This is a genomic window from Paenibacillus terricola, from assembly GCF_014779765.1.
Classification (GTDB): Bacteria; Bacillota; Bacilli; order Paenibacillales; family Paenibacillaceae; genus Paenibacillus_T; species Paenibacillus_T terricola.
In genome coordinates this window covers 1,539,327-1,553,743 of the sequence record NZ_JACXZA010000001.1, presented here as the reverse complement: position 1 = coordinate 1,553,743, position 14,417 = coordinate 1,539,327, and the positions used below count along the sequence as shown (strand labels likewise).

The 14,417-nt window shown below is 51.0% G+C and carries 11 protein-coding genes; 1 reads left to right on the top strand and 10 read right to left on the bottom strand.

Annotated features, from left to right (window positions below):
• Positions 1-627 precede the first annotated feature (627 nt).
• The 9 genes from H8B09_RS06950 to H8B09_RS06910 form a co-directional block, all read right to left on the bottom strand.
• The gene (locus tag H8B09_RS06950; protein WP_191202674.1) at positions 628-2,523 is read right to left on the bottom strand and encodes an ABC transporter ATP-binding protein; all 1,896 of its coding nucleotides are present in this window, start codon (positions 2,521-2,523) and stop codon (positions 628-630) included.
• A complete protein-coding gene (locus H8B09_RS06945) occupies positions 2,498-4,264 on the bottom strand; it encodes an ABC transporter ATP-binding protein (protein WP_191202673.1) in 1,767 nt (588 codons plus the stop codon). Before H8B09_RS06945 ends, H8B09_RS06950 begins: the two co-directional genes overlap by 26 nt.
• A gap of 198 nt (positions 4,265-4,462) precedes the next feature.
• Positions 4,463-6,751, bottom strand: a complete 2,289-nt coding sequence (locus tag H8B09_RS06940; protein WP_191202672.1) for a glycoside hydrolase family 95 protein — start codon at positions 6,749-6,751, stop codon at positions 4,463-4,465.
• A 184-nt stretch (positions 6,752-6,935) separates the two neighbouring features.
• Positions 6,936-7,403, bottom strand: coding sequence for a competence protein ComJ (gene comJ, locus H8B09_RS06935; RefSeq protein ID WP_191202671.1), 468 nt, complete (start codon positions 7,401-7,403; stop codon positions 6,936-6,938).
• Positions 7,404-7,721: 318 nt separating this feature from the next.
• Positions 7,722-7,937, bottom strand: coding sequence for a cold-inducible protein YdjO-related protein (locus H8B09_RS06930; RefSeq protein ID WP_191202670.1), 216 nt, complete (start codon positions 7,935-7,937; stop codon positions 7,722-7,724).
• 245 nt (positions 7,938-8,182) lie between these two features.
• Complete coding sequence (locus tag H8B09_RS06925; protein ID WP_191202669.1) at positions 8,183-8,812, bottom strand: nitroreductase family protein; 630 nt, start codon at positions 8,810-8,812, stop codon at positions 8,183-8,185.
• A gap of 304 nt (positions 8,813-9,116) precedes the next feature.
• Positions 9,117-9,620 (bottom strand): GNAT family N-acetyltransferase, encoded by a 504-nt coding sequence (locus H8B09_RS06920; protein WP_191202668.1) that lies wholly within the window; start codon positions 9,618-9,620, stop codon positions 9,117-9,119.
• Positions 9,621-9,649: 29 nt separating this feature from the next.
• Positions 9,650-10,483 (bottom strand): DUF5995 family protein, encoded by an 834-nt coding sequence (locus H8B09_RS06915; RefSeq protein WP_224753288.1) that lies wholly within the window; start codon positions 10,481-10,483, stop codon positions 9,650-9,652.
• Between the two features lie 16 nt (positions 10,484-10,499).
• Complete coding sequence (locus H8B09_RS06910; protein ID WP_191202666.1) at positions 10,500-11,474, bottom strand: phosphotransferase family protein; 975 nt, start codon at positions 11,472-11,474, stop codon at positions 10,500-10,502.
• 193 nt (positions 11,475-11,667) lie between these two features.
• Here H8B09_RS06910 and uraA point away from each other — a divergent pair, with 193 nt between their 5' ends.
• Entirely contained in the window at positions 11,668-12,972 is a 1,305-nt protein-coding gene (gene uraA, locus H8B09_RS06905) for a uracil permease (RefSeq protein ID WP_191202665.1), read from the top strand.
• A 51-nt stretch (positions 12,973-13,023) separates the two neighbouring features.
• On the opposite strand, the gene H8B09_RS06900 is transcribed toward uraA, so the two are convergent.
• Positions 13,024-14,379, bottom strand: a complete 1,356-nt coding sequence (locus H8B09_RS06900; protein WP_191202664.1) for an N-acetylmuramoyl-L-alanine amidase — start codon at positions 14,377-14,379, stop codon at positions 13,024-13,026.
• Positions 14,380-14,417: the final 38 nt, after the last annotated feature.

Here is a 14,417-nt window from a genome sequence, read left to right as displayed (position 1 = left end):
TTGGGCACGTGCATACTTGTTCGATGAGACCCATCAGGCGAGCTTATACCCGCTTTCGTCCCTGTGGGACACGCTCTCCTTTTCTGCTGATGATTTACTATTTGCTATGAGTGATAAGTTCCAACATGCGGCGCTTTCTCCTGTCCTACCCCCCCCCCCCAAACTCTCAAGAGCTCTACCCACCCAAACCCTCCCTGCAAGGGAGGGCCCCCGGGGTTTCCAACCCCGGGACCCCGGAAGGACTGGTCTATGTACGGTTGAGCGTATGCTCGCTTTCGTCCCTGCGGGACACGCTTTACGTATGCGGGTTCTAAGAATGGTTGTGCAATTGCCTACGTGTTCGTTGAGACCCATCATGCGAGCTTTTACCCGCTTTCGTCCCTGTGGGACACGCTCTCCTTTTCTGCTGACAAGTTACTTCAGGATAATTGGTGATAATGATAAACAAAAGCCTCCAGCTTGCTGCTCTACTTCAGAGCGAGCGGCACACTGGAGGCTTATTTAATGGTTGTGATGGTGGCGATTTCGGTATATTTGCTGCATTTGGAAAAGTAGCGGTTACAACCGTTGCAACCAAACGCCATACGGTATGCGGAATTTACGATGTTGGATCAAGCGTTTGACGAGTCAGTACTGGTCCGCTTCGGCTTCTGTTGCCTCGGCTTGACCGTGGACGGATGCGCTGCTCATCATCCGATAGTAGGCGCCTTGCTGCTCCAATAGCTGCTCGTGGCTGCCATGCTCGACGATATGGCCTTTATCGATGACCATGATTGTGTCTGCATCTCGAATGGTGTTCAGACGATGCGCAATAATGAAGCTCGTGCGGCCTTCCATCAACTTGGCCATCGCCTCTTGGATATGCAGCTCGGTACGCGTATCGATGGAACTCGTCGCTTCGTCCAAGATGAGCATCGAAGGCTTCGCCAGCATGACGCGCGCGATCGCGAGGAGCTGTCGTTGGCCTTGGCTCAAGTTGCCGCCGTTCTCGCTTAGCATTGTGTCGTACTTGTTCGGCAGTCGCTGGATGAACGGGTCAGCATTCGCGAGCTTCGCCGCTTCTCTCATCTCTGCATCGGTCGCGTCAGGGTTGCCATACTTTAGATTGTCACGAATGGTGCCCGTGAACAAATACGTATCCTGCAGGACGACGCCGAAGCTTCGGCGCAGGCTATCGCGCGTATATTGATCGATCTCGATCCCATCGATCGTGATTTTGCCTGCTGTAGGATCATAGAAGCGCGTCAGCAGCTGAATGATGGTCGTTTTGCCAGCACCCGTTGGACCAATGATCGCCGTAGAGCTTCCCGCTGGCGCGACGAAATTGATGTCTTTAATAATCGGTTCATCAGCCTTGTAGCCGAACTTAACATGCTCGAACTCCACTCGTCCCGCCGGACTATTCATCTCCACCGCTTGCGGGGAATTGGCTGGCTCCTCTTTCTCGTCCAACGCCTCGAATACCCGCTCAGCACCGGCAAGACCCGATTGCAGCACGTTATACGTTGCAGCCAGATCGTTCAGCGGCCGCACGAATTGGCGTGAATACGTAATGAAGCTGGCGATGACACCGACGGACAACATCCCTTTGACGCCAAGAATACCGCCTACAATAGCGACAGACGCGAACCCGATATTACTAATAACGCTAAGGAGCGGCATGAGCAGACCGGACCATACCTGCGCTTTGTAGCTCGTCTCCCGCAGCTTATCGTTAATTTCATTGAATTCTTCAATCGCACGCTGCTCCTGGTTGAACGCCTGCACGACTTGGACGCCAGAGATCGTCTCCTCGATATGCCCATTCAGCGCTCCGAGCTGCGTCTGCTGTGCTTTGAACAGATCTCTCGTTCTTCGTGTAATCATGCGAGTTAGCGTATAGACGAGCGGTACGGTGATGAGACTAGCCAGCGTCAGCGTCGGGCTGAGCACAAGCATCATGACGAGCGAGCCGCCAATGCCGAGTATGCCCGACATGAGCTGCGTCGTCGATTGCGAGATCGTATTGCTAACGTTGTCAATGTCGTTGGACAAACGACTCATCACATCACCATGACGGCGGCTGTCAAAATACGCAAGCGGCAGCTGCTGCAATTTCTCGTACAGCGTCCTTCTAAGCCGGACCACAATACGCTGCGCAACGCCCGCCATCCAGCGGCCTTGCACGAAGCCAAGACAAGCATCGGTTACATATGCAACCGCCATCGCGATCAAGAAATATCGCAGCAGATCGAAGTCGACGCTGCCGCCTTTCATCGTATCGATAGCGCGGCCGATCCAATAAGGGGTTAAGAGTCCGATCGCTGCAGAGATAATGACAAAACAGAAGATGAACGACAATCGCAATCGTTCAGGACCAACGAAGCTCCAAAGCCTACGAAGTACGCCGAACGCATTCTTGGGCTTGCCTCCTGGCCCCCGTCCTCTGCCAGCGAAGGCTCCGCCTGGAGGACGATGGCCACCCATCGGCATCACAACAGGTTCCGTCTTATTCGAATCAGATCGATTGGGCTGCTGCGGCATGCTGATCGGCCTCCTTCCCATACTGCGAACGATAAATTTCACGATACACTTCGCACTCTCGCATCAATTGGCCATGATCGCCAACGGCAACTAATTGGCCGTTATCCATCACAAGGATGCGATCTGCATCCATTACCGATGTAATCCGCTGCGCAATAAGAAGCGTTGTTACCTGTGCGCCAAGCGCCTTAAGCGATCCTTTGATGCGAGCCTCGGTCAGCACATCCAATGCGCTTGTAGAGTCGTCGAGAATTAATATTTCCGGCTTGCGAACCAGCGCCCTTGCAATAGACAGACGCTGCTTCTGTCCGCCGGAGAAATTGACGCCGCCCTGTCCAACAAGCGAGTCGTAGCCATTAGGCAGTGCCCGAATGAAGTCATCGGCTGCAGCAATTCGAGCTGCTTCAATGATCTGCTCTTCGGTCGCTTCCTCGTTGCCCCAGCGGATATTGTCCTTCACCGAACCCGTGAAGAGTACAGCCTGCTGCGGGACAATCGCGATTCGACTGCGTAATGATGTCGGATCAACTAATGCAACATTATGTCCGAGGACGGACACTGTTCCTCCCGTTGCGTCATAGAAACGCGGAATGAGGCTGACAAGCGTACTTTTGCCAGAGCCGGTAGATCCGATAATGCCAATCGTCTCTCCTTGTTTGCAATGGAAGGACAAATGATGAAGCACCTTCTCGCCAGCCACACCATCGTAGGAGAAGGAAACATTATCGAATTGAATGCAGAAGCCTTCGCGAGCGGCATCTGCTGCTCGTTCATTAGACATAACCGAGCCGCTTGGACGCTCATCCTGCTGGAAAACGCTTACGATTCGAGTCGTTGACGACTTCGCTCGCACGAACATATTGAATACCATTGTGATCGTCATAAGCGAGAACAGTATTTGGAGCATGTAGTTGATGAACGCAACGACATGGCCGGCCTGCATGTGGCCGCCGTCGATCCGAACGCCACCAATCCACAGAATGACGATAATGCCGATGTTCACCGTCAATGCGATGAGCGGGTTGAAGATCGCCATGGCCTTCATCGCATTCTCATTGGCCGAGCGATAGGAATCGTTAGCCGCCTCGAACTTCTGCGCTTCATCCTCGTACCGGTTGAAAGCTTTGACAACACGAATGCCGGACAAGAAATCCCTCGTATAACCATTGAGACGATCAAGCGACTGCTGAACACGTGCGAACCTCGGGAAACCAATTCGAAGATTGAGCACGATCAGAAACGCAACAATCGGTACAACAGCGAGCAGAATGACCGACATCGGCGGGTTAAGCCTTATTGCCATAATGACGGCACCGATGCCGAGCAAAGGCGCTTTGACGAATATACGCATTAAACCGTTCACAAAGTTCTGGATTTGCGTCACGTCGTTCGTCAGCCTCGTAATAAGCGAAGCTCGATCAAGCTTGTCGATAGCTGAGAAAGCAAGCGATTGGACTTTACGATACAGATCGGCTCGAAGCTCGGCCCCGAACTGCTGGGAGACACGGCTGGAGACGAGATTGCGAGTCGCCGCTGCGCCAGCGCCAAGCGCAGTTATCAACAGCATAATTGCGCCGTTGCGATATACCACATCTAGATCGCCAGCAACGACGCCTTGGTCGATAATCTTGGCGAGCATCGCCGGCTGCAGCAGGTCGCACAACGCCTCGAGCATCAGGAACACGATCGAAACAATGAAGCCTTTGCCATATCGCGCCCGATATTTGCGTAATAAATACATCCGATTCCTCCATTCTGAGCAAGCCTGCCACCGTATTATACAAAACCTAAACATCCGCGATGATTATAATGCAAACGTTAAGGAGCCACAACCCGTCCTTCAATAGGCAATCCACACCATTTAGGTGTAAAATGCACAAAACGGTCGGAAATCCCGACCGTTTTGCCCTATTATGCCTCTATTTGCGTTTTTCTACAATTACATAACTGTAACTGTAATAATGTCTCCGTCTCTCGCTTGTAACAGAAGGACATCGCCATCTTGTCCAGGCTCGTAAGCACTGCCGTTAAGCTGGAGCTTCCAACCGTTCTCGCCTTTCAAACAGAACGTTCCCGATTGCGTAAAACGCAGCTCCGCTTGTGCCAGACGGCTGTCCGACCAAGCGAGATCAACTTCTGCACCGCCGCGAACGCGTAGTCCCGTCACTTTGCCGGACGGCCATGCGCTAGGCAGCGCAGGCAGCAAACGGATCAGTCCTGCATGCGATTGGAGCAGCATCTCTGCTACGGCAGACGTGCCGCCGAAGTTCGCATCGATCTGGAACGGCGGATGATCGCCGAACAAGTTCGGATGGATCGACTTCGCAAGCAGCCCAGCCAGATTCGAATAAGCTTCCTCCGCGTCGAACAATCGCGCCCAGAAGTGAATGATCCATGCACGGCTCCAGCCTGTGTGGCCGCCGCCATGCGCCAGACGGCGATCGAGCGTTCGGCGTGCCGCTTCGGCCAGCACTGGGGTACCGTCAGGCGTAATCGCGTCGCCTGGATGCAGAGCGAACAGGTGCGAGATATGGCGATGGCCTGGTTCTGGCTCTTCATATTCTTCAGACCATTCCATCAGCGTACCGTTGCTTGCGATCCCCTGCTCTGGCATATGGGCAAGGCGATCGCGCAGCTCGTCCGCAATCGGATCATCAAGTCCGAGCGTATCAATCGACGTCAGACATGCCTCGAACAACATCCGGATCATCTGCGTATCCATCGAAGGACCAACGCATAGCGCCCCTTCATTGCCGTTCGGCAGACGATAGCTGTTCTCCGGCGAGACGGACGGTGCCGTTACCCATCGGCCTTGCGGATCCTGTACCATGAAATCCAAGAAGAACTCAGCGGACTCACGCATAGCCGGATAAGCGCGATCGCGAAGGAACGCTTTATCTCCACTGTACAGATAATGCTCCCACATGTGCAGCATCAGCCAAGCGCCGCCCATTGGCCAGAACATCGCAGGCAGCCAAGTCGATACAATCGCTGTATCCGCCCACAGATTGCTCGCATGGTGAACGCAGAAGCCTCTTGCCCCATACATGACTTTCGCGGTATGACGGCCGTTCTCGATAAGCTTATCTGTATAATCGAACAGCGGCTCATGGCATTCTGCAAGGTTCGTCACCTCTGCCGGCCAGTAGTTCATCTGAATATTAATGTTCGTATGATAATCCGATTCCCACGGCGGCGTCAGAAACTCGTTCCATACGCCCTGCAGGTTCGCCGGCAGACTGCCTCGTCTCGAGCTCGAGATGAGGAGGTAGCGTCCATATTGGAAGAAGAGCGAGATAAAGCCAGGATCCTCTTCACCATCGCGGAAGCGAGCGATACGCTCATCCGTCGGCAGCTTGCTAAGCTCTTCATTTGTATTGGCAACACCGTTCAATTCCAAGCTGACGCGGTTGAACAAAGCGCCATGCGCCTCGATATGATCGCGGCGTACAGCTTCGTAACCTTTTGATATAACAGCATTAATAACTGCAGCGCTTGCTGCAACTGGATCAGCTTGATTGTAAGTCGTCGCAGCTGCAACGTAGATGACAGCTGCATCGGCGCCTTTAACCGTGACGCGATTACCTTCTGCCGAGACTTCCCCGCCTACCGCTTCTACACGGAGCAATGCTGCGTAACGTACGCCATCATCTCCGCATTGGCCTGTCATAAGTACGCCATTCGTGCCTTGTGGTGCTGCGTTCCATGCTTCCAGCCGGCTCAAGTCTGCCACGAACGAAATCGAGCCTGAGCGATCTGCCGATAGACGATATGCAATGACAGCATCCGGTCCGCTCACGAACGATTCACGTTTGTATTGTACGCCGCCAGCCGTATAACCGACTGCCGCAAGACCTGTCGCCAAATCCAGTGCACGCGAATATGTACCCGCTTCCGGCGCATCGCCTTCAATGCTGAGCATAAGCTCGCCAAGCGTCTGATAAGGTCCCATGCCATCTGGTATGGACGTCATCGTACGGAAAGCAAGCTCCTGCGCTTTCTCCGGTTCGCCTGCGAACAACAGACGACGGATTTCTGGCAAATTCGGGAGCGCTTCCAAATTATCACGTTTCTGCGGGCCGCCAAGCCACACCGACTCTTCATTTAATTGAATGCGTTCTGCATCCGGACGACCGAACACCATCGCGCCAAGCTTGCCATTACCGATCGGGAATGCTTCCACCCACTGATCGGCAGGCTTCGTATACCATAAAGTTGTATTATTCATAATGAAGTTGTCTCCTCTACTTTGAGATACCGATAACTCTTCTAACTATAACATAGCTGTACAGGGGTGAAAAGCCGATTCCTGCATCGCTTAGAACATATATTGTGTATAGAATCCCTGTCTTCCAAACTGGTGGCTGTTCATAAGACAACCCATCTATTCATCACATTCAAGGGTTCGATCATTATACAGCTGGCTTAGCCTCCATCAACAATTCCACAGGCGGCGAAAGTTGATCGTCGGCTTTTATTATCTCTGCTCGGGGAGCATCCGACTGAATAAATACAAATTCGTAAGTGTCTAGCGAATTGTTGTCTCCAGGGATTGCACTGAATATCAGCTGGTAAGTCCCCTCATGAAGGTTTACTCCTTTACGATCAGCTATACTCGCGATTTCAATCCCACTAGTACCTACTTCAAAAGGCAACCTAATGATCCTGCTAGCATTTTCATTTAGCTCAATCGTGTCTGAAATCTTAACTACTACCTTGCATTCCGGTTCATCCGTTAATGTCCCGAAGGAGACAGAGGTAGCTCTCCATGCAAAACCTTGATTATAGTGCGTTTCGTTCCAATCATTGAAATCTTCGTGCGGTAAGATCACGGCGATGGTTGTATAAAGGATGCCCAAACGAAATTCTGCTATCTCCACGTCGAGTCACTCTCCGATCTCTATTTTCAAACCACTACTGTCTACTGTCATTCTCTGGATTAACTTCAATCATCATATAAGAATTGAACCTTCATTCATATGGTAATAACAGGTAAGTTTTACATAAACAGCAAAAAGACCGCCATCCTCCTGGACGAACAGGTAGAAAAGGCGATCTTTCTGAATTGCGGTTTGTTAGCAGACTAAGCGATATTGTTGTGCCGTTCTCGGTTTCATTCCATTGCGATCAAATTATATCGACGATTACATGAATCATTCACATTATCAATGCGCGAATGCTGCGATACGATTGCTGGTTTAAGTCCAAGGATCTTTCTTTTTCGGCTGGCGCTTGATTTTATTCTGCACCTTCGGCAGGTGGCGCATGCTTCTCATCATTGGCCCTTTGCACATCGGACAAGGTTGGCCTTCGCTGCCGAATTCTTCTCGGACCCACGCTTTGCATTCCGGGTTTTTGCACTTGTAGATTTTCGTCGGGATTAGTTCGGGTTTTGATTCCTGTTCATCAGACATGGTTCAAGCTCCTTCTGTATTCATTAACCCGACTATTATAGCCCCTCCCCGATTGAAAAATACAGTAACGACCGACCATAATCTCCAATATCCGACACCGATGGAACGATTGTTTCAAATGGCAGCGCTGCCATGAACCAAACCTTGTCGTTCCAATATCTTTATCTTTAAATGTTATCGTAAATCTAAACAATAAAACCCGAGACATCTTCTTTAAGATGCTCGGGCCTTGAGTATATATGGTACTACTCGAATACTTTCACACGCGTTTCGAGCGGCTGGAACTGCTTCTCATTCGGCTGCATAACCTGTTTGCCGAACGGCATTTGGGCAAGCAGCTTCCATGTTGATGGAATGTTCCATTCCTTCTGTACCGCCTCATCAATCAGCGGCTGATAGTGCTGCAGGGATGCGCCAAGTCCTTCTTGTTCGAATGCGGTCCACACAATATATTGCAGCATACCGGAAGATTGATAAGAATAAGGCTCGAAGGCTGCTGCATAGGATGGGAATTTGCTCTTGAGCTCTTCAACCACGGATTGATCTTCAAAGAACAACACGGTACCATAACCCGCGCTGAAGCCTTTCATGCGGTCTTCAGTTGCTTTGAACGAATCGCCGCCGCCTGTCTTTGCACGAAGAATCTCGGTCGTCAGTTCCCACAGCTTGTCCGAATGCTTGTCGAACAGAACCAGTACACGTGCACTCTGGGAGTTGAAGGCTGATGGGCTATATTTAACAGCCTCTTCAACGATTTGTTGAACGCGCGAATTCGGAATTACTTTCTCTTTGCTAATACCGTATATCGATCTACGATGACGGACTGCGTTAAGGAATTGTTCTGCGCTTGTTGCATTTGTTGTTGACGTTGACATATGCGTTAGCACCACCAGATGAATGTATTTGTAAGACGGACACCTTATAGTGTGCGTCTGGCGAAGTCGCGGGATGCGAGAGAAATGAAACCAGCATTAAGTTGACGTAGGAAATGTGATAATGCTGGCTTCGCCTTAAATAACGTTAGCTGTGCTCGGAAACACTGCGCGCACTCCCACTCTTCGCCATGGAAGGGGAGCTTGGGCGTTACAGCTTTAGATGTGCTGTAACGGCCCTTATGGAAAGACAAGATACTTTGAAAAGACTGATTACTTTTACGAGACTGATACCTTAATACTTACCTTACCTCAACACTTTCTCCATACAATAGAAAGGCTGTATACGTCTCGGGAACATAACTTGGCCGCGGTGTTCGTATCCGAGGCGCTCGTAAAAGGCGACAGCGTGCGGATTGCCGCTGTAGACATCAAGTCGGACCGATTGAATCTGCTGCTTGATGCAGGTTTCATGGACGAAATCCATAAGCCGCTTCGCGATGCCAAGGCGTTGGAACTCCGGGTGTACCGCCAGTCTATGAACGATGAGATACTTCCCGTCGTTCATAGACCAATCGACCGTGGTATATTCATCCATTTCTTGATCATCGAACGAAATGACGCCTGCGATCCGATCATCGACAACCGCAGCGTAAATCGTTTCATTATGAATATCGTCTCGTATGACCTCAATGTTAGGATATTGGTCATCCCATTGATGAATGTTTTGGGCGGATAGGTCCCGTCTGCAAGATGCGAAGATGTTACGTATCGTCTGAATGTCATCATGAAGAGGTTGAATAATAAGCATGGATAACCTCCCATTCTTACAGCGCAGCCCTATACCGACACAGTCCCCGACTGCGGTGGAATTGTTGCTGCTGTGACCGATTTGGCGAGCAGATGGCGGGTAATATCTGCGATGCTGCTCGTTTCACGTGTTCGTATGAGCCAAATAACCGATCGAAGCAGCCATCCTGGCGGCTTTAACAGTTCTTGTCCGAGCAATGTCGTCTCGGCATCTCTGTTCATCGTTAACTTGAAACGATCCACGCTGTCTGCTTGCGACAGACTGACCGCGAAGTGCCAGGCGAAGCTGCGCGCCTTCTTCATACTGAATCGGATAATGACGTCTGTCGCTCTGCCGCCTAAGCGATCAAGCCAACCTATCCAAGGGGAGACAGCAGCAAGATCCCCTTTCACCTCGTCGATAAGCGATGCAAGGATATCGTTGATTTCATTGAAATCATGATGAAGCGGTTCTAGGGCGGCACCTGGACATGTTTCAGCGGCGGCGATGCCGAGATCATAATTAATGTGCGCATTCATGCCGAGAAGCAAATGCTGCAGCACAAGCGGTTCCTGCCGCTGCGCAGCGTCGAAGGCGATGCGCCAGCATAGGCTGCATTTGTCCTTACGGGAATAAGCGTCATAGGCATCCAAGAAGCGGTTGGCAAATCGAACATCAAACCGCTCCATTCGCGGACCATCCTCGAAACGCCCGTTCAAGATCCCTTCCTTCACTTGCGCGGTAACCATTCGATACATCGCTGCGAAGTAACCGATCCGGCTGCCTCTTTCAATCGATGACTGAATAATGGAGTCCAATCTGTCCAGCACTTCGTCAATCGTACGCGCATTGCTCATACTGCCCGTTGACATTGCCGCCATCATCGTCCACCGCCCTTTCCTACACCTCGAATGTTTGAAGTGCCTGAATCCTTTCATTCAAATTATCAATGGTCCACTGGGTATGTTCATCCTGATAGTGACGGTAGGCGCATTCAATCCGAAGCACAAGGGACAGATATAGGTCATACAGCAGCCGGCGTTCCCGCGTATTCGAACTAGCTGAAGGCGATTCGACTCCGTAACCATCAAGGAATGGCGTACGATTCGAAAAGAAGCTAAAGAAATGCTCCATAAGCGGGTCCCCCCACAAAGCGCGTTCGTGATCGATAAGACCGGTAATACGGCCTTCATTCACGAACACATTGCCCTCCCACAGATCCCACAGAACGAGCTTAGGTGCTGTAACCTTATCCAAACATATCGCATGTGATTGCGCAATCGATGCAATCTCTTCGTATGAAAGCGGCAGAGTTATTCCCGCATCAATGCCATCCTGCAGGAGACCGTCGATCATTGCTGTGAACGCTTCTCGCCAATTCGAGCGGTGCGATTGCGGCAAGCCGAAATAACCGAATGATTCACCGGTAATCGTATTGATACGAGCATTGTATGTACCAAGCTCACGCTCAATTACTATCTGCTCTTCTTCGCTCAACTGGTCGCGCAATGTGTTGTAGGGCTTTCCTAGCAATCGCTCTTGAAAAAAGTATCTTCCCGGTACAAGCTCCCGAGAGTCGTCATACCCATAGACAGCAGGTATCGGCACATCCACCCCTGCAGCAAGAATAGTACGCATCGCAGCTATCTCTGCCTCCATCATGTTGACTTCGTATCGCAATGTGCGAACTTCATCTGAAGGCGATACTTTCAATACAACCCCGCGGCCATCATTCAAATCAATGGAATAAGCCGTATTGAACCAGCCGTCACTCAATTCTACCGCTTGCAGCACTTTAGTTCCGCTGCCGAATGTGCGCTTCACCATTTGACCAATAACATCACTAGTCAATCGTGTCTTCGTCACGCTTTCCATAAGACTCCCCCTCCGCCTGTAAACTATTTCCTACGTTAATTTTATTATAGTAATGTAAAGGAAAATAAACTATCATAAATTGGATTAGCTATAGAACGATTCTGATCTTATGTTCGTTATTCTCGTCTGCTGGATGAAAAAACGTACGTTCAGGCAAGCTAATTCTATACATACCTTATAGGGGGAGATATTCTTGCAACGCATTATTCAAGTGGAAGAACGTCCACCGCTGATGACTAGCATCCCGCTCAGTCTACAGCATCTGTTCGCGATGTTCGGTTCAACCGTTCTCGTGCCAGCTTTATTCCATGTCGATGCTTCCACAATTCTGCTCATGAACGGCATCGGCACCCTACTTTACTTGCTTATCTGTAAAGGTAAAATACCTGCCTATCTCGGTTCAAGCTTCGCCTTTATTTCACCTGTGCTTGCCGTATTAAACGATGATACAGCTGCCAACTATCCAAAAGCGCTTGGCGCATTCATCGTAGTCGGGATTATATTTACCTTGTTCGGCATATTGATCAAGTTCACCGGAACCCGCTGGCTGGACATCGTCTTCCCGCCTGCAGCAATGGGCGCAATCGTCGCCGTTATCGGTCTCGAGCTCATTCCTACCGCAGCGTCGATGGCTGGCTGGATCGCGCCAAGCAACACACCCGATTGGACGCCTGACGCCAAATCCATAACAGTATCCGTGGTCACGTTGCTCATCATTATGATCGGTTCCGTTGCTTTCCGCGGGTTTATGAAAATAATTCCGATCCTGACCGGTTTCGTAATCGGTTATTTGTTAGCATGGATCATGGGCATTCCCGATTTCTCGAACGTCTCCACTGCAAGCGTCATTGCTTCACCGACATTCACATGGCCTGAATTTGATTGGGCCGCGATCATCACTATTATGCCGGCAGCATTCGTTGTTATCGCTGAGCATATCGGCCACTTGATCGTGACGGAGAAGATCGTTGACCGTGACCTGACGCGCGACCCTGGCTTGCATCGTTCGCTGCTTGGCAACGGCATCTCGACGATCCTGTCCGGCTTCGTCGGCTCGACTCCGAACACGACCTATGGCGAGAACATCGGCGTCATGACGCTCACGCGCGTCTTCTCGGTATTCGTCATCGGCGGAGCAGCCGTGTTCGCGATTCTGCTCTCGTTCCTCGGCAAGCTATCCGCTATAATCGCGGCTGTTCCGAATGCCGTTCTAGGTGGCGTCTCACTGATGTTGTTCGGTGTAATCGCCGCAGCTGGCATTCGTATGTTGGTTGATACGAAAGTCGATTACGGTAATCCACGCAACATCGCGTTGACAACGATCGTTCTTGTACTCGGCATTAGCGGCACGACGCTGAAGTTCGGCGACTTCGAGTTGAAAGGCATGGTTCTTGCAACCGTCGCTGCCATTATACTCAGCCTGCTTTTCGCGATTTTCGAACAGATCAAGCTGATTCCAAGTGACGAGAAGAATGACGAGAAAAGCTCGAGTCATTAATCAACACAACAAAGCCGAAGCAGCACATCTCATGTGCCGCTTCGGCTTTGTTTACTTATCTGACAGTTTCTCGAACAACCGCTTAAGCATCGTCGCCTCCGCCCAGAGTGGAAGCGGATCGTTCAGTTTCATTTTCCACGACTTATCCGTTAACAATCCTTGCGTATACAGCCACTCCACCGCATCGATCCGCCATTGCGGCGTTCCAGCCGGGTAATCGGCGGTTACGTCTGGCACAGGCGTTGTTGGCGTTGGCACCTCAGGCTCTACTGGAACAGGCGTTTCCGGTACCTCAGCGAGCTGCATCGCTTGACCAATGCCTAATGCAATAGCGTCGCACAGCTTATCAATGACGGTTGGGTTATTGAGAAGCGCAGCATCAATGGCATTGTCAACGAACAGATTCTCAATGAGAATAGCCGGCATCTTCGTCTCGCGAATGACTGCAAAGTTCGCTTCCTTCTTGCCCCTATCGTTCACGCCAACGGTGCTCAGATAGTCCATAATTGCAGCATGCACAACAACTTGCTTCTTACCCGATTCCTTCAACCTTGTGCCCGTATACACATAGGATTCAAAACCTCGACCGCCTGCAGCATTGTGGTGAAGCGCGACAAAATAATCCGCTTTCCAATTGTTCGCCATATCGGCCCGCTCCTGAAGCGGAATGAAGATGTCCGTATCACGAGTCATCTTGACGTCCACGACATACTTCTTGACGAGACGGTCACGTACCTTGAGTGCGATAGCGAGCGCTTTGTCCTTCTCTACGATGCCGAAGCCTTGGGCGCCTGGATCGGTTCCGCCATGCCCGGCATCAAGCACAACGATTGGCCCCGCTGCAACGGGAGTGGTTATGGATGGAATGGAAGCGTACAGCTTCATAATATTTTGCCCATAGCTATCCCCTGCCTGCATCGCCACTGCCAGCGATCCGTACTTCGTCTTATCAAAGCCCGGAACTGCCCACACGCCAGCCAGGTCCTCCCAGTTCTTCGCGGAGCCACGCTTCACGAGCCCGAATCGCGTATCGATTACCGTCTCGCCGGTCGGAACAGGATTGTTGGAGGCATACGCGTACAAATGTTGAATTTGTGCCGTTACCCCTGCCGTTACCGTCGGAAAAGAATTGCCTGCCACGCCGCCTGTCGCACCAATTCCTGCGTAATTGTTCTGTTCCGGCTTCACATCGCCGCCGAATCGGAACCAGTTCGTCTCATGAATCGCCTGCGCGAACGCTACGTCGCCCCGCACCCCATACTTCGCCCCAACGCTAAGGAAAACGGCAGCAATCTCTTCTTTAAACGCGGGATTCACTTTCTTCACGAACTGAACGAGCTCTTCCTTCGTTCGCACACTTGTCCCTAATATTGAATTTCTAGCTGTCGAATCAACACCTGTCGGCATCCGTCATCACCTCTTGCAACTATACTATATTGCTAGAA

Coding starts and splice junctions, on each gene's coding strand:
- H8B09_RS06950 (WP_191202674.1), bottom strand. CDS start 2,523: ATGCCGCAGCAGCCCAATCGATCTGATTCGAATAAGACGGAACCTGTT.
- H8B09_RS06945 (WP_191202673.1), bottom strand. CDS start 4,264: ATGTATTTATTACGCAAATATCGGGCGCGATATGGCAAAGGCTTCATT.
- H8B09_RS06940 (WP_191202672.1), bottom strand. CDS start 6,751: ATGAATAATACAACTTTATGGTATACGAAGCCTGCCGATCAGTGGGTG.
- H8B09_RS06930 (WP_191202670.1), bottom strand. CDS start 7,937: ATGTCTGATGAACAGGAATCAAAACCCGAACTAATCCCGACGAAAATC.
- H8B09_RS06925 (WP_191202669.1), bottom strand. CDS start 8,812: ATGTCAACGTCAACAACAAATGCAACAAGCGCAGAACAATTCCTTAAC.
- H8B09_RS06920 (WP_191202668.1), bottom strand. CDS start 9,620: ATGCTTATTATTCAACCTCTTCATGATGACATTCAGACGATACGTAAC.
- H8B09_RS06915 (WP_224753288.1), bottom strand. CDS start 10,483: ATGATGGCGGCAATGTCAACGGGCAGTATGAGCAATGCGCGTACGATT.
- H8B09_RS06910 (WP_191202666.1), bottom strand. CDS start 11,474: ATGGAAAGCGTGACGAAGACACGATTGACTAGTGATGTTATTGGTCAA.
- H8B09_RS06900 (WP_191202664.1), bottom strand. CDS start 14,379: ATGCCGACAGGTGTTGATTCGACAGCTAGAAATTCAATATTAGGGACA.